This is a genomic window from Bradyrhizobium sp. BR14999 (genome assembly GCF_056106085.1).
Map to the genome: position 1 here is coordinate 1,435,696 of NZ_CM148536.1, position 19,262 is coordinate 1,454,957.

Consider the following 19,262-nt stretch of genomic DNA (forward strand, 5'->3'; position numbering starts at 1 on the left):
GTTCGAGGCGTCTGCTGCCTCAATCCAAAAAAATATCAACGCACTCCGTAGCTTGCGAATTCCTGAACGATGTTCGGATCCATCGCCTTGGCATTGGCGATGTCGAGCGCGCCTTCCTGGGCGGAGCCGTTGCGCTGCTTGGCGAGGCCGCGTCCGTAGAGCGAGGACGTCAGGCGCGGGTTGATCCTCAGGGCCGCGTCGAAATCGGCGATGGCGTTCTTGACCGCGCCCGATTTCAGGTTGACCAGCCCGCGGCTATCCAGCGCATCGACGAAGTTCGGCCGCAGCCGCAGCGCCTCGTTGCAATCCTTGAGCGCGCCCTGGAGATCGCCGACCACGGTGCGGGTCCAGCAGCGGTTGTTGAGTGCCTCGACGTCCTTCGCGTTGATGCGGAGCGTATCGTCGAAATCCTTGATGGCGAGGTTGTAGGCGCCCTTGCTGGCATAGACCTGGCCACGCCGGTACAGCGCGTTCACGTCGTCCGGATTGGCGGCAATCTTGGCCGTCAGGCTCTTGATCGTGGGGTCGTCAGCCAGGACGGCGGGGCTCGGTCCGCTGTCCGTGCTCGGCGCGGGACCGGGATCAACCGGCTTTACGGGCGGCGGCGGTGGCGGCAGGGCGGCCTCGACCTGCGGCTTCGGCGAGGCCGCCGGTGCGGGCGCAGGAGGGGGTGGAGGTGCAGGAGCCGCAGCCGTGTCGGCCGGCTTCGGCGGCGAAGGCGGTGTCGGCGGCGCGGGTGGTGCCGGCGGCGGGTTGTTGGCGACCACGGCCGGCGGCGCGGGTGGCGGCGTCGTTGACGGACGCGATCCGCCGGCCCCTGGAATGAACGAGAAATCTTCGGCCAATGAAGAGGATATCCACGGCACCTGCTCGCCTCGCGAGGCGCGGGTGACGCCCATCTTGGTGCGGTTCAGCGTCTCCTCGGCCATCAGGTCGGGGACGCGGATTTCCTTGAGCAGTTCCTGGACGAACAGGCTGTGCTCGCCACCGGCGTCCGAGACCACCGAGGCCAGCGCCGCCGAATACATCACCAGCGTGCCATTCGGCGCGATCACCGGGGTCAGGCCGGCCGAGAAGCTGCGGAACCGGCGCTCAAACGGGTTGCGTCTGGAGGCATCGACCAGCGCGATCTTGACGCCAGCGCCGCGGGTGTTGAGTTCGCCGAGCACGGTCTCCAGGCTGAAACCGTCGCGGCGCACGTCGGATTCGGTCCAGATCTGCGCATCGACCGGCAGCATGTAGCTCTGACGCGCGGACTGGATGCCGAATCCGCTGAAGAACACCAGCGCCACGGAGCCGGGCTTGATCTTGCCGTAGAGCTTGTCGAAGGCGCGGCGCATGCCGTCGCCGGTCAGGTTCTCGCCGATCTCGACGGAAAAGCCGTCGCGCTTGAGCTCGTCGGCGACGTCGCGCGCATCATTGATCGGTTCCTTCAGCGGGGCATCCGCATCCGGATATTTGGCGTTGCCGATCACCAGCGCAAAGCGGTCGCCAGCCGCAAGTGACGGGGCAGTCGGAACAAGCGAGATCAGCAAAGGCAGCAGAAAAAGGAAGCGAATTTTCATAATCAGCGCGGTCCAGCCAAAAAGGCACCGTTCCCAGCTTGCGCCGCGGCGACCTTAACTTTCGCTCCATGCATTATCAGACCCGGGATGGGGGGCGTCAACCGCTTGGAGATTCGACTTTATCGCGACGATCGACCGCAAGGCATGGCCGCGCTGCGAGGGGAATAAAGAGGCTGTCATGGTTGCACTCGATGCGATCTGGCTCGATCCTGTCCACGGGACGTTAGGGCAGCCAGGGCGACTAAAATGTGATTGGTCTCACATTGCAGGACCGCGGTCGTCGCAACCTCAGGTGTTTGACCTTTGCAACGGACAATGGCTTGGTCCGCCGGTGCGTCTCTGCAGGTCCACTCAGAAAAAAGCAAAACAAAGAGCAGCGTCATGGGAAACGTCTACGAGATCTACGCACTGCGCTATGCGACGATGTCGCCGCGCACCCCTCACATGAACTTCCTCGTGCCCGACCCGCATGACAGCGCGGCGCAGGATCTCGACTATTTCGTCTGGCTGATCCGAGGGCACGGTCGCGACATCCTGGTCGACACCGGCTTCAACGCCGAGGAGGCGAGCGCGCGGGCGCGCAAGCTGACGCTCAATCCGGTCGACGCGCTGGGGCGCTTCGGCGTCGCCGCGGCCGCGATTCGCGACGTCATCGTGACGCATCTGCATTACGACCACGCCGGCAATCTCGATCGCTTCCCACACGCCCGCTTCCATCTCCAGGAGCGCGAGATGGCTTACGCGACCGGCCGCTGCATGTGCAACGGCCTCTTGCGCCATCCGTTCTCGGTCGAGCACGTCACGCTGATGGTGCGTCACGTCTATGGCGAGCGCGTCACCTTCTATTCCGGCGATGGCGAGGTCGCGCCCGGCGTCACCGTGCATCGCGTCGGCGGCCATTCCGACGGCTTGCAGGTGGTCAAGGTCGAGACCGCGCGCGGACCGGTGGTGCTGGCGTCCGATGCCGCGCATTACTACGCCAATCTCCAGCGTAAGAGCCCGTTCCCGATCGTCTACAATGTCGGCGACATGGCGCAGGCCTGGGAGACGATCGAGCGCCTCGCCGGTCACCCTGATCGATTCATTCCCGGCCATGATCCGATCGTGACCGAGATCTATCCGCGCGCCAGCGACAAGGTCGACGCCTGGGCGCTGCACCTGCCGCCGGCGCGATCGTTTGCGAAATAGCCTGACGCAGACCCTCATCCTGAGGCGCGCGCTCTTGCGTGCGTCTCGAAGGATCAAGGCCGAGCTGCAGCAGCGGGGCCTTCATGGTTCTCGCGGCACGAGGTTATAAACGTCGGCAACGACCGTGGGCAGCTTGCTCGGATGTCGAAGCAAGCCAAAGAAGTACTCGAAGTGGACAAGCTCGAGGCGGTCGCCGACCGTGGCTACTTCGACGGAGAGGAGATATTAGCCTGCGAAGAGGCTGGCGTTGCAGTCACCTTGCCCAAGCCCATGACTTCGAACGCCAAGGCGGAGGGCCGGTTCGGCAAACAGGACTTCGCCTACCTGCCTGATGAGGACGTCTATCGCTGCCCCTCCGGCGAGCTGCTGCCCTATCACTTCACCAACATCGAGCATGGAATGACGCTGCGCCGTTACTGGTCGACGGCGGCATGCCAAGGCTGCGCGATCAAGAGCCAATGTACGCCGTCCAAGGAGCGTCGCATCACGCGCTGGAAGCACGAGCATGTGGTCGAGGAGGTCCAAAGAAGGCTCGATTCCAATCCCGACGCCATGCGGACGCGGCGCGAGACGGTCGAGCATCCCTTCGGCACGATCAAGGCCCGTATGGGTGCGACCCACTTCCTGATGAAGCGCCTGCGGAATGTCGCTGCTGAGATGGCGCTGCATGTTCTCGCCTATAACCTCACACGGGTGATGAACATCCTCGGCAAACCAAGCCTGATTGCAGCCATCCGCGCCGCCTGACGGCCGGAAGTGCGTCCAAAACTACAATCCCCCGGTCGCGGTACCTACTTTGGCCGGTCATTGGACGATTCGATACGCAAATACCGGCCGCGCGCAATACTTGGCGACCACGCCGCGTCAGGCCTATGCGTTTGCACACAACCAAGGCCCATCGGCGAAACTGCGGATAGCCTAGAGTTCTGCTTCGCAGGGTCTAGCGGACGCGAATTGCTCTCGTTGAGCTTTTCTCAGTTTGACCCGAAGGCGAAGATCGCGATAGCGCCCGGACGTCAGCAGCTGACGCCAGACCGGACGTGGTGGCCGCGGCCAAATCGACGCGAATGACCTTCAACGGACGTTTACTTGGGGTCGCTTCCCGCCAATTAGCTTAAGGATATAATCTGGCCAGCCTCCAGTCGGACTGCTGCCAGGTTCAGACCCATGAAGCGGTGGCGCTCAGTCAGCATTATCTGCATTGTCGTCACTGCGGGCCTGCTGGGTGCCGGGGCCCTTGTCGTCGGCCAGTCACGCGTGCCGACAGAAGCCATTGCATTCTCGGTAACTCGTACACCGGAGCTTATGGAACGCGCGTGGCACCTGCCAGTGGCCGCCACATTCCATGGGAACGTGAACTGGCAATCAAATAGCTCTCGTTGCGGACCTGCAGCTGTTGCGAATGCGTATAGGTCGCTCGGCGAGACGGCAAGCACGGAGGGTAAGGTGTTGGCCGGCACCGGGCGGTGCTGGACGGGCTTATGCATCCTGGGTCTCACGCTTGACGAACTGGCCGAGGTGGCGCGGACCAACACGAGCCGCAAAGTCACGGTCTTGCGTAATCTCAGCGAGGGCCAGTTTCTGGAACATTTGCGTCGTTCCAACGATCCAAGCCGACGCTACATCGTGAATTTCAATCGCGCGCAAATTTTTGGTGCTGGTGTTGGACATCATTCGCCCATTGGTGGCTATCTGGAAGCCGACGATCTAGTTTTCGTGCTCGATGTCAATTCCAATTACCAGCCATGGCTAGTCGAGCGAAAGCGGCTGTTCGCAGCTGTGAATACGTACGATGGCGATAAGAAGCGCGGGCTGTTGCTGATCGAGTAATTGCAAATCCCTGCGGCCTGTCACGTACAGCCCTGGGCTGAAGAAGGCGAGCGAGGCGGTGGAGGTGACGAGGCGATCGAATAAAACAAGGCTGCGAGCAGCTGCCTTGCGACGGCTCTGCTCGTGGCCCTGAGTCGAACAGCACTGCAGCCGTCACGACGTCGGCTGTCTGATGTGGTCCGGATTCCGATGAAGCATTTTCTGGAAGGACAGTCGGTTTTAGCGCGCCTCCCTGTTTTACTTTTGCTGGGCGGTTGTGCCGGAACGATGCCCGAGTGTAATTCTTTGGATGCGCGTAATACAGTGATTAAGATCGTTTCGGACGACAGCAACAACGCGCTTGTCAACTACGCCGTTATGAATTCGAGCGCGGTTGCGGCGATGATAAGTAATGCGGCCACAGAGGCCGAAAAACTAGCGATTTGGGAAAAGGCGAGACAAGGTGCCGCTTATAGGTTGGATGATGCGATAAGCACAAATTCAAGAAGCAAAGCCAAGCGAGCAGTTACCTGTACCGCGTTATTGTCTGCGACGGTTGAGGATGTGACAGCGCAAAAGGAGGTGGACTTCGAGGTGGAACTAACCGCAGACGGCAAGATTTCCGTTTCGGTCAGACCGTTTCAATTTTGACCGATGCCACGTAGTGGCCTCTTTCATATCAGGCCAAGCAGGGAATGTCGCCTTTGATGCTGTGGACGGCTCCTCCACCGGCACGAGAGTGCCAAGGTATGGGCGCCGTTTTTGAGGCTCCCACGATTCGGAGGAGCAGCCTATGCAGTCAATTTCGACGATCGGTCTGGATATTGCGAAGTCGGTCTTTCAAGTGCATGGCGTCGATGCAGCCGGGCAAGTGGTCATACGGCGTCAACTCAAGCGCCGTTTCGTGCTGTCCTTCTTTGAGAAGTTGGCGCCGTGCCTGGTGGGGATCGAGGCTTGCGCATCATCCCATTATTGGTCCCGTGAGTTGCAGGCGTTGGGACATACGGTGCGATTGATGCCTCCGGCCTATGTGAAGCCGTACGTCAAGCGGCACAAGAACGACACCACCGACGCGGAGGCGATTTGCGAGGCGGTCACGAGACCCAACATGCGGTTCGTGCCGACCAAGACGGTCGAGCAACAGAGCTGTCTGATGCTTCATCGAGCGCGCCACCTCTTCATCCGCCAGCAGACTGCCGTCATCAATTCAATCCGCGCCTATCTTGCCGAGTTCGGGATTGTCGCCCCGGTCGGGCGCCGGGGCGTCGATCAGTTGCTGGAAGTCGTCGCCGATACAGCTGACCGCCGGCTCCCGGAGGTGGCCCGCGCATGTCTTGCTGCCCTCGGCAGTCAATTGCGGGCGCTGAAGGTGCAAATCCTGGAGTTCGACAGGCGCATTGTCGCCTGGCATCGATCGAGCGCGACGAGCAAGCGACTGGACGCGATCCCTGGTGTCGGTCCGGCGCTGGCAACGGCGCTGGTCGCGAGCGCGTTCCGATCGGGTCGAGACTTCTCGGCCTGGGTTGGGCTCGTGCCGAAGCAGAACTCGAGCGGAGGCAAGGACAAACTTGGCAGTATCAGCAAGCAGGGCGATCGCTATTTGCGCAGCCTGTTCACGGCCGGCGCACTCGCCGTGATCCGCTATGCCAAGATCCATGGAACGGGGCGTCGGCCCTGGCTCTCCGCATTGCTGGCGCGGCGAGCAACTAAGGTCGCTGCCATCGCGCTCGCCAACAAACTCGCCAGGATAGCCTGGGCGATGATGGCGAGGAACGAACGCTACAAGGAACCCGCCGCTCTCATGGCGTAAACGAGATTACGCCGGATATGCCGGTGTGACGTAACGGTTGGAAGGGCGAACAGCACTTAATGCAGCGCCGGTCGATCCGGCGATCAGGACAACCCACACGGGCCACGGCATCTCCGAATGCGTGCTTTTGATCGGGACCTGATCCGCGGAGGGCATTATGGCCAGCGGTCACGTGAACCGCGCAAACAGGCCGAACACATGGCCGCTCCGACCAACGCCGCAAAGTGAAGATTCTCCTTGCCAACCCGGAGCCGTCCACACATGGCCCCGTAGCAGACCTTGGCCTATGTTTCGTCGATTTCCGCTTTATAGCTACCCACCCTAATACGCCTGCTTGGCGTCCGCCTCTTCGCTGGTCTGGATCAGGTCGAGACTCTGCTCGATCTTGCCGAGCAGCGCCGAGAGCTGCTTGCGCTCTTGCGCAGAGAGGCAGGCGAGGATCTCGTCTTCCCGCCGCAGCAATTGCGGGAATAGCTCCTCATAGAGCGCGCGGCCCTTCTTCGTCAGTTGCAGGCGGAACTCGCGACGGTCGGCTTCGTTCTCGACCCGCTCGATCAATCCCTGGTGCAGCAGCATCGTCACCGCCCGACTGATGGTCGATTTGTGCGTGCGGGTGCATTGCGAGATGAATTGCGCGCTACAGGCATCATTGCGGAAGCCGAGCGTGGCGATCACGCGCCATGCCGGAATGTCGAGGCCATGCCGCTCCTGATATTCGACCGCGAGCGCGGAACTCACCTCAGCCGCGAGCCGGTTGAGGCGGAACGGCACGAATTTGAACAGATCAAGCCGAGGCTTTGGCCGCGGCGAAGCCTCGTCGGCTTGCCGTGCGTTCAGCGCGATGTCGCTGGATGTCCTCGCCAAGGAAAGCGCTCCGAATTCAGTTGACGGCCGGCCGGCTCCGGTCCAAAATAGTTGCACGTGAGACTATCTAGCAGATCAGTCCTCTCCTGACCAGAGCGAAAGGTTAGCGCATGGCGCAGGCCAAATCCCAGTTCGGCTATCGCCGCCACCCCGATCAGGATCGTCCGGGCCAGGACCCGGCCGCGCATCCTGTCGTGGTCGTTGGTGCGGGCCCGGTGGGGTTGTCGCTCGCGATCGATCTTGCCCAGCGCGGCCAGCGCGTCGTGCTTCTGGACGATGCCGACCGTATCGGCGAAGGCTCGCGCGCGATCTGCTTCTCGAAGCGTTCGCTGGAATATTGGGACCGCCTCGGCGTCGGCGACCGCATGGTCGAGAAGGGCGTGATGTGGAGCGTCGGACGGATCTTTCACGGCGAGTCGCAGCTCTACCAGTTCAATCTGCTGCCCGAGGACGGCCACAAGCGCCCGGCCTTCATCAACCTTCAGCAATATTACGCCGAAGCCTATCTGGTCGATCGCATCCAGGATCTGCCTGCGATCGACCTGCGCTGGCGCAACAAGGTGACGGCGCTGGAGCAGCGCAACGATGCCGTCGCGCTGACGATCGAAACGCCGGAGGGAGCCTATCGGCTGCACGCGCAATATGTCATCGCCTGTGACGGCGCGCGGTCCTCGCTGCGGCAGATGGTCGGCGCCGAGTTCGCGGGACAGGTGTTCGAGGATCAGTTCCTGATCGCCGACGTCAAGATGACCGCGGAATTCCCGACCGAACGCTGGTTCTGGTTCGATCCGCCGTTCCATGCTGGACGTTCGGCGTTGCTGCACCGGCAGCCCGATGACGTCTGGCGCATCGATCTCCAGCTCAATCGCTACGCCGATCCGGTTCTCGAGAAGAAGCCGGGAAACGTGCGGCCGCGCATCGCGCGCATGCTCGGCCATGACAAGTTCGAGTTCGAGTGGATCTCGCTGTACAAATTCCAATGCCGGCGGATGGACCGCTTCATCCATGGCCGCGTGATTTTTGCCGGCGATTCCGCGCACCAGGTCTCGCCCTTCGGCGCACGCGGCGCCAACTCGGGACTGGAGGACGCCGAAAACCTCTCCTGGAAGCTCGTTCGCGTGCTGCGCGGGACTTCGCCCGCGAGCCTGCTCGAGAGCTACCATGTCGAGCGCAGCATGGCGGCCGACGAGAACATCCGCGAATCCACCCGCTCGACCGATTTCATGGCGCCGAACTCGCACCAGGAAGCGCGGTTGCGCAAGGCGGTGCTGTCGCTCGCCAAGGAGACCGAGTTCGGCAAGCGCATGGTCAATGCCGGCCGGCTGTCGGTGCCGTGCAGCTACCACTCGCCGCTGTCCTCGCTCGATGCGGATACGTGGCGCGGTGGACCGTCGCCCGGCTGTTCCATGCTCGACGCGCCCGTCGCAACGCGTGCCGGCGACCAGATCTATCTGACGGATGCCTTCCGCAAGGATGGAACGGACTTCACCTTGCTGTCGTTCAGCAATGGCGCGCCGGTCGATGTGCCCGATGGCATCAAGGGCATCTGCATTGGAGATGAGGGCGGGTTTGCCGATCCCTCGGGCCTGGTCGCAAAGCGCTACGGCGCCGAGTCGGGTGCCGCCTATCTGCTCAGGCCCGACGGTTATGTCGCGGCGCGCTTCCGTCGCCCGACGCGCGCGACGATCGCGGCGGCGCTGGCGCGGGCCGAAGGTTTGTATTGAGGTTTCGCATGCCGCTCTCCACCAGCTCCAACTTCGCGCGTCCCGACGATGCCTTTCGCGCCATCGTCGAGGCGCATCGCGGCCTGACCGAGGAGCAGAGCGCCGATTTCGACGCGGCGCTGGTGCTGATCCTCGCCAACCATATCGGCGACATCGACGTGCTGCGCGAAGCGATCGGGCTTGCCAAGCGGCGCATGATCGACGGCCAGCAGCAACAACAGCAACAACAATAACCCAGTGACTTGAAGGACGAATTGATGGCGAAGAACTTCGCATCCACCGGCGATCTCGCCGAGAAGAAGATCACCTTCTCCGAGATCGGCACCGATCTCTATGCCTTCACCGCCGAGGGCGATCCGAACACGGCCGTCATTGTCGGCGACGACGGCTGCCTCGTGTTCGATGCGCAGGCAACGCCCGCGATGGCGAACAAGGTGATCGAGCGCGTGCGCACCGTCACCAACAAGCCGATCAAATATGTCGTGCTGTCGCACTATCATGCGGTGCGCGTGCTGGGCGCATCCGCCTACAAGGCGCAAGGTATCGTCGCCTCGCAGGAGACCTATCGGCTGATCGAAGAGCGCGGCAAGCAGGATTGGGATTCCGAATACGACCGCTTCCCGCGCCTGTTCCAGGACGCGCAGAGCATCCCCGGCCTGACCTGGCCGACGCTGACCTTCGAAGGCGAGATGTCGATCTATCTGGGAAAACGCGAGGTGCGCCTGATGCAGCTTGGCGCCGGCCACACCTCCGGCGACATCGTCGCCTGGGTGCCGGATGCCGAGGTGATGTTCTCCGGCGATCTCATCGAATATCACTCGGCCTGTTATTGCGGCGATGCGCATTTGCGCGAATGGCCGCTGACGCTGAACGAGATCCGCAACTTCAATCCCAAGGCCATCGCGCCGGGCCGCGGCGATGCCCTGAAGGGCCTCGCCACCGGGCGCGAGGCCATCGCGATGACGCGCGATTTCGTCTCCACACTCTATGGCGCGGCCGAAATCTCCGTCGCCAAGGGCCGCACCTTGAAGGAGACGATGGCGGCGACGCGCGAGGTGATGGATCCGAAATTTTCGAGCTTTGCCATCTACGAGCACTGCCTGCCGTTCAACGTGTCGCGCGCCTTCGACGAAGCGTCGGGGATCGACGACCCCGTGATCTGGACCGACAAGCGCGACCAGGAAATGTGGGCGAACTTGCAAGGAGGAGGATAGTCATGAACATCAACACCTCGCCCGATCAGATCGTTCGCAGTTCCGCACAGGTGACGCCGGGCTACATGTCCGGCTTCGGCAACAGTTTTGAGACCGAGGCGCTGCCCGGCGCGCTGCCGATCGGGCACAACTCGCCGCAGCGCTGCGCCTATGGCCTCTATGCCGAGCAGCTCTCGGGTTCGCCCTTCACCGCGCCGCGCGGCACCAATGAGCGCTCCTGGCTGTACCGCATCCGCCCCTCGGTGAAGCATTCCGGCCGCTTCGAGAAGATCGATGCCGGGCTGTGGCGCTCGGCGCCGTGCCACGAATACGACCTGCCGATCGCGCAGCTGCGCTGGGACCCGGCGCCGATCCCGAAGGAGGAGGTGACCTTCCTCCAGGGCGTGCAGACCATGACGACCGCCGGCGACGTCAATACGCAGGCCGGCATGGCGGCGCATGTCTACCTCATCACCAAGTCGATGGTGGACCAGCATTTCTACAATGCCGACGGCGAGCTGATGTTCGTGCTTCAGCAGGGCGTCTTGCGTATCGTCACCGAGTTCGGCCGCATCGATGCCGAGCCCGGCGAGATCGTGGTGATTCCACGCGGCGTCAAGTTCCGCGTCGAAATCCCGAACGGTCCGGCGCGCGGCTATCTCTGTGAGAACTATGGCGGCGCCTTCACGCTGCCGGAGCGCGGGCCGATCGGCGCCAATTGCCTCGCCAATGCGCGCGACTTCCTGACGCCGGTCGCATATTACGAGGACAAGGACACACCGACCGAGCTTTACGTGAAATGGGGCGGCTCGCTGTTCAAGACCACGTTGCCGCATTCTCCGATCGACGTCGTCGCCTGGCACGGCAATTACGCGCCCTATAAGTACGACCTGCGCACGTTCTCGCCGGTCGGCGCGATCAGCTTCGACCATCCTGATCCGTCGATATTCACGGTGCTGACGTCGCCCTCGGAGACGGCGGGCACCGCGAATATCGACTTCGTGATCTTCCCCGAGCGCTGGATGGTCGCCGACAACACCTTCCGCCCGCCTTGGTATCACATGAACATCATGAGCGAGTTCATGGGCCTGATCTACGGCGTCTACGATGCCAAGCCGCAAGGCTTCGTCCCCGGCGGCATCAGCCTGCACAATTGCATGCTGCCTCACGGCCCCGATCGCGACGCGTTCGAGCATGCCAGCAATGGCGAGCTGAAGCCCGTGAAGCTGACCGGCACCATGGCCTTCATGTTCGAGACCCGGTACCCGCAGCGCGTCACCGCGCATGCCGCGAAGTCGTCGACGCTGCAGGACGATTATGCGGAGTGCTGGAAGGGCCTGGAGAAGCGGTTCGATCCGAACAGGCCGTGAGGCTTCTTACCCTCCCCTGGAGGGGGAGGGTCGATCGCGCGTAGCGCGAGCGGGGTGGGGTGACGGTCTCTCCACGTCCAACAGTGCTCGTGTTGAGAGATCACCCCACCCCGTCTCATATTTCGCTGCGCTCAATACGAGCCGACCCTCCCCCTCCAGGGGAGGGTGACACCGTCACCGCTGCGCCACGGAAAACCAATGCCCCACCCCAACGACCCCAGCCTTCGCTGCTTCATCGACATCGATCCCGCATCCGACTTCCCTATCCAGAACCTGCCCTATGGCGTGTTCTCGACCGCGGGCAATCCGACGCCGCGCGTGGGTGTTGCGATCGGCAATTACGTGCTCGATCTCTGGGAGCTCGAGCAGGACTCGCGGCTCGACGTTGGTCCGCTCGGTGTGTTCTCCGGGGCCTCGCTCAATTCCTTCATGGCGCTGGGACCGAGGGTCTGGACCAAGACGCGGGCACGGATCAGCGAGCTCTTGCGTCACGATCATCCGGAGCTGCGCGACAACGAGGAGCTGCGCAGCCGTGCGCTGGTGCCGATGCGCGATGCAAAACTGCATCTGCCCTTCACCGTCTCGGGCTACACCGATTTCTATTCCTCCAAGGAACACGCCACCAATGTCGGCGTGATGTTCCGCGGCAAGGACAATGCGTTGCAGCCGAACTGGCTGCATATGCCGATCGCCTATAACGGCCGCGCCTCCACCGTCGTGGTGTCCGGCACCAAGGTGAAGCGGCCGCGCGGACAGCTCAAGCCGCCGAATGTGGATGTGCCGAGCTTTGCGCCGTGCAAGCGGCTCGATTTCGAGCTGGAGATGGGCGCCGTGATCGGTCAGCCCTCAGCCATGGGCGGCATGCTGAGCGAGAGCCAAGCCGAGGAGATGATCTTCGGCTTCGTGCTGCTCAACGACTGGAGCGCGCGCGACATCCAGCAATGGGAATATGTGCCGCTCGGGCCGTTCCTGGCAAAAGCGTTCGCGACCTCGATCAGCCCGTGGGTGGTGACGCGCGAGGCGCTGGAGCCGTTCCGGCTGAAGGGGCCGAAGCAGGAGCCAGAGCCGCTCGACTATCTCAAGCAGACGAAGCCGCAGAACTACGACATTGCGCTCGACGTCTCCTTGCGCGCCGCCGGCGCCAACGTCCCCGCCAGCATCAGCCGCACCAATTTCAAATACATGTACTGGTCCTCGGTGCAGCAGCTGATGCACCACGCTTCCAGCGGTTGCGCCATGAATGTCGGCGATCTCCTTGGGAGCGGCACCATCTCCGGTCCGGAGAAGGATCAGCGCGGCAGCCTGCTCGAGATCAGCTGGAACGGCACCGAGCCGGTCGAACTCCCCGGCGGCGCCAAGCGCTCCTTCCTGGAAGATGGCGACAGCCTCGTCATGCGCGGCTGGTGCCAGGGCAATGGTTATCGCGTGGGGTTCGGCGAGGTCGAGGGGACGATTCTGGCGGCGGAGTAGGGCGCGCCGCCGCCACGACCTCCGTCATTGCGAGCGCAGGTCTCGTAGGGTGGGCAAAGGCGCATCAGCGCCGTGCCCACCATCCTTCGGCGATCGCAGTGACCATGGTGGGCACGCTTCGCTTTGCCCACCCTACGAGACCTATCGCTCCTCCGGCCGCACCTCGCTGTCATTGCGAGCGCAGCGAAGCAATCCAGAATCTCTCCGCGGAGGGATTCTGGATTGCTTCGTCGCAAGGGCTCCTCGCAATGACGGTGTGGCAGCAGTTCACCGCCTCTCCGGCGCCACGTCCTTGATCCGCGCGCAATGCGCCGCGACATCGTCCAGGCTGTACTTCAGATGCACCCGCTTGTCGGACGGCACCTGCTTCGCGGTGCACACACCCGGCCGCCATTCCTGCGCCGGCCTGATTGGGCGCGGGGCAAAACCGCCGCCGCAGTTTGGGCAGACGTTGAAGAGTTTCGTCTCCACGCAATACGCACAAAACGTGCATTCATACGAGCAGATCCGCGCGTCGGTTGCATCAGGCGGCAGGTCGCGGTCGCAATATTCGCAGTTCGGTCGAAGCTGGAGGGCCATGGTTGAATCTCCCGGATTGACCGGGATCATCGCAGATCGCGCCCGCGACGCGAATGACGTAGTTCCCTCGATTTCAGTCGGGCTCCAGGCGATTGCCTAGCGCCGCTAGCGCCCGGCCTTCCACGCAGCCGTCACAGCCCCGATCTCCGCCGCCTCCGGGTCGCGGACGGCCGAAGGCGTGCGTGAGAATCTCGGCGCGGGCGCTGGCTGCTTCACGCCGTGACGCTCGACGAAGACGTTGCGGGCGACCATGTGCGGGTGTTGCGTGGCTTCCGACATGGTCAGCACCGGCGCGAAGCAGATGTCGGTGCCTTCCATGATCTTGCACCAGTCCTCGCGCGTCTTGCTCTTGAACACCGCCTTCAGCTTCTCCTTCAGCGCCGGCCAGGCGTTGCGGTCAATCTGCGCGTCGAAATCGGCGTCGGTCAGGCCCGCGTGCTGGCGCAGCAGCGCGTAGAATTGCGGCTCGATCGAACCGATCGAGACGAAATGGCCGCAGGCGCATTCGTAGACGCCGTAGAAATGCGCGCCGCCGTCGAGGAAGTTCTGGTTGCGCCCCTCGGTCCAGCGTCCCATCGTGGTCATGTCGAAGAAGAACGACATCAGCGACGCCGCGCCGTCGCACATGGCGGCATCGACCACCTGGCCCTTGCCGGACTTTTGCGCTTCGAGAAGCGCCGCGAGCACGCCGACGACGAGATAGAGCGCGCCGCCGCCGAAATCGCCGACCAGATTGAGCGGCGGCACCGGTGCCTCCTTAGGTCCGATCGCGGCGAGCGCACCGGTGATCGAGATGTAATTGATGTCATGGCCGGCGGCGTTCGCGAGCGGGCCTTCCTGACCCCAACCGGTCATGCGGCCATAGACCAGCTTCGGGTTGCGCGCGAGTACGACGTCAGGGCCGAGCCCGAGCCGCTCCATCACGCCGGGACGGAAGCCTTCGACCAGCGCATCGGCGCTCGCCAGCAGGTCGAGAACTTGCGCGATCGCCGCCTTGTCCTTGAGGTCGAACTCGATCACCTTGCGGCCGCGGCCCGCCACCGACTTCATGCTCTTCCTGGCGCCGATGCGATCGAGCGTGACGACGTCGGCGCCCATATCGGCCAGCATCATGCAGGCGAACGGGCCGGGTCCGATGCCGGCGAATTCGACGATGCGGAAGCCCGACAGCGGGCCGGAGGCGCGGACGGAGGAGCCTTCTGATTTTTCTTGGGCTGGTTTATCGAGCACGTTGTTGTTTCCTCGGGTCGCGGGCGGATGCCGGTGATCCGGCAATGGCCTCGGACATTGCTCTTTGGGGCGAGTTAATTGGCTGATTAACTTTTCTCGCCTTCACACCAGCGAGGCAAGCGGTTTTCATGCCGCATGGCCAAAATAAAAACGGCGCGCACCGAAGTGCGCGCCGCGGAAAATTTGTGTCGAGGCGCTAAAGCGCGATTGTCAGCCCGCAGCGGTCACCGCGCGCTGTGCCATCACTTTGACGAGGTTGGCGCGGTACTCGGCCGTGCCATGGATGTCAGCCAGCAATCCGCTCGCAGAAATACTGACGCTGTCGATCGCCGATGGCGACCAGTTCGCCTTCAACGCGGCTTCGATGGCGGGGACCCGCATGACGCCGTTCTGCGAGGCGCCGGTGGCGGCCACCCGCACCTCGCCCGATTTGGTCTGCGCGACGAACACCCCGGTTAGTGCGAAGCGCGAGGCCGGATGCCGCATCTTGGCGTAGCCCGCTTTCGCCGGAACCGGGAACGACACGGCGGTGATGATCTCACCGTCTTCGAGTGCCGTGGTGAACAGGCCCTTGAAGAAATCATCCGCCGAGATCGACCGCTTGTTGGTCTTCACGGTGGCGCCGAGCGCGAGCAGTGCGGCGGGATAGTCGGCAGCGGGATCGTTGTTGGCGATCGAGCCACCGATCGTGCCGCGATAGCGCACCGCGGGGTCGCCGATCAGCGACGCCAGATAGGCGAGTGCCGGAATCGCCTTATTCGCGGCATCGCTGGTGGCGACGTCATGATGCGGCGTGGCGGCCTTGATAGTCAGCGTGTCGCCGGAGGCCTCGACGCCGATCATGTCCTTGATCTTGCCGAGGTCGATGACGTCTGACGGATTGGCGAGCCGCTGCTTCATGACAGGCAGCAGGGTTTGTCCGCCGGCCAGGAATTTCGCCTCGCTGCTCTTGCCGAACAGGCTCACGGCTTCGTCGACCGAGGAAGCCCGATGATAGGTGGTCTGGTACATCTTGGTTCCTCCCTCTTAAGCGGCGTTGATCGTGCGCCACACCCGGTCGGGGGTTGCGGGCATTTCCAGATTGTTCTTGCCGATCGCATCCGTGATCGCGTTGATCACGGCTGCAGAAGCTCCGATTGCGCCGGCCTCACCGCACCCCTTGATGCCCAGGGGATTGCCCGGGCACAGCGTTGTGGTGTGGGAGAGGTTGAACGAGGGCAGGTCGTCGGCACGCGGCATGGAGTAATCCATGAACGAGGCCGTCACCGGCTGGCCGTTGGCATCGTAGATCGCGTGCTCGAGCAGCGCCTGCCCGATGCCTTGGGCGAGGCCGCCATGGACCTGTCCCTCGACGATCATCGGGTTGATCAGCCGGCCGAAATCGTCGGCCGCGACGAAGTTGATGAAGGATGTCTTGCCGGTGCCGGGATCGACCTCGAGCTCGCAGATATAGGCGCCGGCCGGGAAGGTGAAGTTGGTGGGGTCGTAGAAGGCGCTCTCCTTCAGGCCGGGCTCCATCCCCTCGGGCAGATTGTGCGCGGTGTAGGCCGCGAGCGCGACCATCGGGAAGGCGATCGCCTTGTCGGTGCCCGTGACCTTGAACTCGCCGTTCTCGATGACGATGTCGGCCTCCGAGGCCTCCAGCGCATGCGCGGCGATCTTCTTGGCCTTGGATTCCATCTTCTCCATCGCCTTCAGGATCGCGGTAAGACCGACGGCTGCGGAGCGCGAGCCGTAGGTGCCCATGCCGAACTGCACCTTGTCAGTATCGCCATGGACGATCGAGACCTGGCTGATCGGAACGCCTAAGCGATCGGCGACGAGCTGGCAGAACGTGGTCTCGTGGCCCTGGCCGTGGCTGTGCGATCCCGTGAGGATCTCGATGGTGCCGACCGGATTGACGCGCACCTCGGCCGATTCCCACAGGCCGACGCCGGCACCCAGACTGCCGACGGCTTTTGACGGCGCGATGCCGCAGGCCTCGATGTAGCAGGACACGCCGATGCCGCGCAGCTTGCCTTGCGACTTTGCCTGTGCCTTGCGGGCAGGGAAGCCGGCATAGTCGATCGCCTTCATCGCCGCATCGAGCGAGGCGTTAAAGTCGCCGGTGTCATAGGCCATGATGACAGGCGTCTGGTGCGGGAACTGAGTGATGAAGTTGGTCCGGCGCAGCTCGGCCGGATCGACTTTCAGCTGCCGTGCCGCCGTCTCCATCAGCCGCTCCAGCAGGTAGCTGGCCTCGGGGCGGCCGGCGCCGCGATAGGCGTCGACCGGCGTGGTGTTGGTGTAGACGCCGATCACCTCGGCATGGATCGCCGGGATGTTGTATTGGCCCGACAGCAGCGTCGCGTAGAGATAGGTCGGCACCGACGACGAGAACAGCGACATGTAGGCGCCGAAATTGGCGTAGGTCTTCACCTTCAACCCGGTGATCTTGCTGTTGGCGTCGAAGGCCATCTCGGCGTGGGTCACATGGTCGCGGCCATGCGCGTCGGTGAGGAAGGCCTCGGTGCGGTCGCCGGTCCATTTCACGGGACGACCGACCTTCTTGGAGGCCCACAGCGCCACCATCTCTTCGGGATAGATGAAGATCTTCGAGCCGAAGCCGCCGCCGACGTCGGGCGCGATCACGCGCAGCTTGTGCTCGGGCGCGATGTTATAGAACGCCGACAGCACGAGGCGGGCGACGTGCGGGTTCTGCGACGTGGTGTAGAGCGTGAAATGCTCCTCCGCCGCGTCGTAATCGGCGATCGCCGCGCGCGGCTCCATCGCGTTCGGGGCGAGGCGGTTGTTGGTGACGTCGAGCTTCACCACATTGGCCGCCTTGGCGAAGGCTGCATCGACCGCACCCTCGTCGCCGATCACCCAGTCATAGACCTGGTTGCCGGGGGCTTCGGGATGCAGCTGCGGCGCGCCGGCCTTGATGGCGGCGTGCATGTCGGCGACCGCGGGAAGCTCCTCGTAATCGACGACGACAGCTTCCGCCGCGTCGCGCGCGAGATTCTTGCTCTCGGCGATCACGACGGCGACGGCCTGCCCGACGAACCGCACCGTCTCCGGCGCCATCGCCGGCCATGCGCCCATCTTCATCGGGCTGCCATCCTTGGAGGTGATGGCCCAGCCGCAGATGAGGTTACCGACCTTGTCGTCGACGAGTTGCTGTCCCGTGAGCACCGCGACCACGCCCGGCATCTTCAAGGCGGCAGAGGAGTCGATCCCCTTCACCTTGGCATGCGCGTGCGGGCTTCTGATGAAATAGGCATGAGTCATGCCCGGCAATTTGATGTCGTCGACGTAGCGGCCCTTGCCGGTAATGAAACGCTTGTCTTCCTTGCGCACGACGCGCGCACCGATGCCTTCAACACCCATGTCTGGTCCTCCCGACCGGAAATTTGTTGACCCGCGCTTTCCATCGAAAGCGGCAGTGGTTTTCTTGTTCGCGGCGGCCGCTCTACTCGGCCGCCTGCGCAACCTTCATGCGACCGGCCGCATCCAGCACGGCCTTGACGATGTTGTGGTAGCCGGTGCAGCGGCAGATATTGCCCTCGAGCTCTTGACGGACGGTGGCCTCGTCGAGCTGACCACCGTGGCGCTGCACGATGTCGATCGCCGACATGATCATGCCCGGCGTGCAATAGCCGCATTGCAGGCCGTGATTGTCGCGGAAGGCGGCCTGCATCGGATGCAGCTCATCGCCCTTGGCGATGCCTTCGATCGTGGTGACGCTCGCGCCGTCCGCCTGCCCTGCCAGCATGGTGCAGGATTTCACGGCGCGGCCATCCATGTGCACGACGCAGGCGCCGCACTGGCTGGTGTCGCAGCCGACGTGAGTCCCCGTGAGGTTGAGGTGATCGCGCAAGACGTGGACCAGCAGCGTGCGGTCCTCGACGTCGACAGCAACGGCCTTGCCGTTGACCGTCAGTTTGACTGTAGACACGTGGAGTCCTCCCAGAATGATTTTGATTGGTTCTAATTAGAAACAGCGCAACGGAACTTTGCAACTGGCATTTTGGTGACCTCGCGTCATGGAAAGGTCATCGTGGCGGCCGGCACGGCGCGCGATTCGATCATGATGCGCCCGGCCGTCGCCAACGCATGGCGCGACCGCAAGGCAGGTTCGGAAAGTTCTCATCGCGTCCGCGGACAACGTCGCATCGTCGAAGCCGCGTACCGCCGCCGCTCGCCTGCGAGCTCAGCCCTCCCGCACGTTGTTCTCCCTTGGATGTCTTGTTCCCTAGTGTGAATAGGAGCACGCGCTCGCGGCTTTGCAATCGCGATCTTGGTAGTAGGCGGCGGGACGCTAAGCCATTGATTTTATTGCGGCTGCACCCTGGACCTGCCGAACGCCTGATGTCGCTGCGCCAGCCTTCGCGCCGCGTCGGCGAGGGCGCCGGCGGCGTGGCCGGCTTCGCCAAGGGCGGCGCGAAGGCCAGGCTCGATGGAGAGGCGGCGACGTCACC

Annotated in this window: 16 protein-coding genes and 1 pseudogene; 10 read left to right on the forward strand and 7 right to left on the reverse strand. The window is 63.3% G+C overall.

The annotated features are described in order from the left end of the window. Positions 1-35: 35 nt before the first annotated feature. A complete protein-coding gene (locus ACR9YP_RS06745; RefSeq protein WP_438103534.1) occupies positions 36-1,565 on the reverse strand; it encodes a caspase family protein in 1,530 nt (509 codons plus the stop codon). Positions 1,566-1,946: 381 nt separating this feature from the next. Here ACR9YP_RS06745 and ACR9YP_RS06750 point away from each other — a divergent pair, with 381 nt between their 5' ends. The 5 genes and pseudogenes from ACR9YP_RS06750 (at position 1,947) to ACR9YP_RS06770 (ending at position 6,372) form a co-directional block, all read left to right on the forward strand. Beyond that, entirely contained in the window at positions 1,947-2,753 is an 807-nt protein-coding gene (locus ACR9YP_RS06750) for an N-acyl homoserine lactonase family protein (RefSeq protein ID WP_438103533.1), read from the forward strand. An 18-nt stretch (positions 2,754-2,771) separates the two neighbouring features. Continuing rightward, positions 2,772-3,500 (forward strand): annotated as a pseudogene (locus ACR9YP_RS06755) (transposase); the annotation flags it as partial. Positions 3,501-3,920: 420 nt separating this feature from the next. Next, positions 3,921-4,583 carry a phytochelatin synthase family protein gene (locus ACR9YP_RS06760; protein WP_474219249.1) on the forward strand — a complete coding sequence of 221 codons (663 nt, stop codon included), beginning with the start codon at positions 3,921-3,923 and terminating at the stop codon, positions 4,581-4,583. A 189-nt stretch (positions 4,584-4,772) separates the two neighbouring features. Further along, positions 4,773-5,213 carry a hypothetical protein gene (locus ACR9YP_RS06765; RefSeq protein WP_438103532.1) on the forward strand — a complete coding sequence of 147 codons (441 nt, stop codon included), beginning with the start codon at positions 4,773-4,775 and terminating at the stop codon, positions 5,211-5,213. Positions 5,214-5,355: 142 nt separating this feature from the next. Next, complete coding sequence (locus ACR9YP_RS06770; protein WP_474219250.1) at positions 5,356-6,372, forward strand: IS110 family RNA-guided transposase; 1,017 nt, start codon at positions 5,356-5,358, stop codon at positions 6,370-6,372. Between the two features lie 321 nt (positions 6,373-6,693). Here ACR9YP_RS06770 and ACR9YP_RS06775 read toward each other — a convergent pair whose 3' ends face one another. Further along, positions 6,694-7,236, reverse strand: coding sequence for a MarR family winged helix-turn-helix transcriptional regulator (locus ACR9YP_RS06775; RefSeq protein WP_474219251.1), 543 nt, complete (start codon positions 7,234-7,236; stop codon positions 6,694-6,696). Positions 7,237-7,346: 110 nt separating this feature from the next. Here ACR9YP_RS06775 and ACR9YP_RS06780 point away from each other — a divergent pair, with 110 nt between their 5' ends. The 5 genes from ACR9YP_RS06780 (at position 7,347) to fahA (ending at position 12,993) form a co-directional block, all read left to right on the forward strand. Next, on the forward strand, positions 7,347-8,960 hold the full coding sequence (locus tag ACR9YP_RS06780; RefSeq protein ID WP_474219252.1) for an FAD-dependent oxidoreductase: 1,614 nt from the start codon (positions 7,347-7,349) through the stop codon (positions 8,958-8,960). 8 nt (positions 8,961-8,968) lie between these two features. Further along, positions 8,969-9,193: a DUF2783 domain-containing protein gene (locus ACR9YP_RS06785; protein ID WP_025032749.1), complete on the forward strand. Its 225-nt coding sequence runs from the start codon at positions 8,969-8,971 to the stop codon at positions 9,191-9,193. 24 nt (positions 9,194-9,217) lie between these two features. Continuing rightward, the gene (locus ACR9YP_RS06790; protein ID WP_438103529.1) at positions 9,218-10,174 is read left to right on the forward strand and encodes an MBL fold metallo-hydrolase; all 957 of its coding nucleotides are present in this window, start codon (positions 9,218-9,220) and stop codon (positions 10,172-10,174) included. 2 nt (positions 10,175-10,176) lie between these two features. Further along, positions 10,177-11,523, forward strand: a complete 1,347-nt coding sequence (gene hmgA, locus ACR9YP_RS06795) for a homogentisate 1,2-dioxygenase (RefSeq protein ID WP_474219253.1) — start codon at positions 10,177-10,179, stop codon at positions 11,521-11,523. 198 nt (positions 11,524-11,721) lie between these two features. Continuing rightward, positions 11,722-12,993 (forward strand): fumarylacetoacetase, encoded by a 1,272-nt coding sequence (fahA, locus tag ACR9YP_RS06800; RefSeq protein ID WP_438103527.1) that lies wholly within the window; start codon positions 11,722-11,724, stop codon positions 12,991-12,993. A 267-nt stretch (positions 12,994-13,260) separates the two neighbouring features. On the opposite strand, the gene ACR9YP_RS06805 is transcribed toward fahA, so the two are convergent. From ACR9YP_RS06805 to ACR9YP_RS06825, 5 genes are all read right to left on the reverse strand, one after another. Next, positions 13,261-13,572 carry a DUF1272 domain-containing protein gene (locus tag ACR9YP_RS06805; protein ID WP_438110452.1) on the reverse strand — a complete coding sequence of 104 codons (312 nt, stop codon included), beginning with the start codon at positions 13,570-13,572 and terminating at the stop codon, positions 13,261-13,263. Between the two features lie 105 nt (positions 13,573-13,677). Then, positions 13,678-14,802, reverse strand: a complete 1,125-nt coding sequence (locus ACR9YP_RS06810) for a CaiB/BaiF CoA transferase family protein (RefSeq protein ID WP_438103526.1) — start codon at positions 14,800-14,802, stop codon at positions 13,678-13,680. 210 nt (positions 14,803-15,012) lie between these two features. Then, positions 15,013-15,813 carry an FAD binding domain-containing protein gene (locus ACR9YP_RS06815; protein WP_438103525.1) on the reverse strand — a complete coding sequence of 267 codons (801 nt, stop codon included), beginning with the start codon at positions 15,811-15,813 and terminating at the stop codon, positions 15,013-15,015. 15 nt (positions 15,814-15,828) lie between these two features. Further along, complete coding sequence (locus ACR9YP_RS06820; protein WP_438103524.1) at positions 15,829-18,171, reverse strand: xanthine dehydrogenase family protein molybdopterin-binding subunit; 2,343 nt, start codon at positions 18,169-18,171, stop codon at positions 15,829-15,831. Between the two features lie 82 nt (positions 18,172-18,253). Then, complete coding sequence (locus tag ACR9YP_RS06825; protein WP_438103523.1) at positions 18,254-18,739, reverse strand: (2Fe-2S)-binding protein; 486 nt, start codon at positions 18,737-18,739, stop codon at positions 18,254-18,256. Positions 18,740-19,262 lie beyond the last annotated feature (523 nt).

Coding starts and splice junctions, on each gene's coding strand:
- ACR9YP_RS06745 (WP_438103534.1), bottom strand. CDS start 1,565: ATGAAAATTCGCTTCCTTTTTCTGCTGCCTTTGCTGATCTCGCTTGTT.
- ACR9YP_RS06750 (WP_438103533.1), top strand. CDS start 1,947: ATGGGAAACGTCTACGAGATCTACGCACTGCGCTATGCGACGATGTCG.
- ACR9YP_RS06760 (WP_474219249.1), top strand. CDS start 3,921: ATGAAGCGGTGGCGCTCAGTCAGCATTATCTGCATTGTCGTCACTGCG.
- ACR9YP_RS06765 (WP_438103532.1), top strand. CDS start 4,773: ATGAAGCATTTTCTGGAAGGACAGTCGGTTTTAGCGCGCCTCCCTGTT.
- ACR9YP_RS06770 (WP_474219250.1), top strand. CDS start 5,356: ATGCAGTCAATTTCGACGATCGGTCTGGATATTGCGAAGTCGGTCTTT.
- ACR9YP_RS06780 (WP_474219252.1), top strand. CDS start 7,347: ATGGCGCAGGCCAAATCCCAGTTCGGCTATCGCCGCCACCCCGATCAG.
- ACR9YP_RS06785 (WP_025032749.1), top strand. CDS start 8,969: ATGCCGCTCTCCACCAGCTCCAACTTCGCGCGTCCCGACGATGCCTTT.
- ACR9YP_RS06790 (WP_438103529.1), top strand. CDS start 9,218: ATGGCGAAGAACTTCGCATCCACCGGCGATCTCGCCGAGAAGAAGATC.
- hmgA (WP_474219253.1), top strand. CDS start 10,177: ATGAACATCAACACCTCGCCCGATCAGATCGTTCGCAGTTCCGCACAG.
- fahA (WP_438103527.1), top strand. CDS start 11,722: ATGCCCCACCCCAACGACCCCAGCCTTCGCTGCTTCATCGACATCGAT.
- ACR9YP_RS06805 (WP_438110452.1), bottom strand. CDS start 13,572: ATGGCCCTCCAGCTTCGACCGAACTGCGAATATTGCGACCGCGACCTG.
- ACR9YP_RS06815 (WP_438103525.1), bottom strand. CDS start 15,813: ATGTACCAGACCACCTATCATCGGGCTTCCTCGGTCGACGAAGCCGTG.
- ACR9YP_RS06820 (WP_438103524.1), bottom strand. CDS start 18,171: ATGGGTGTTGAAGGCATCGGTGCGCGCGTCGTGCGCAAGGAAGACAAG.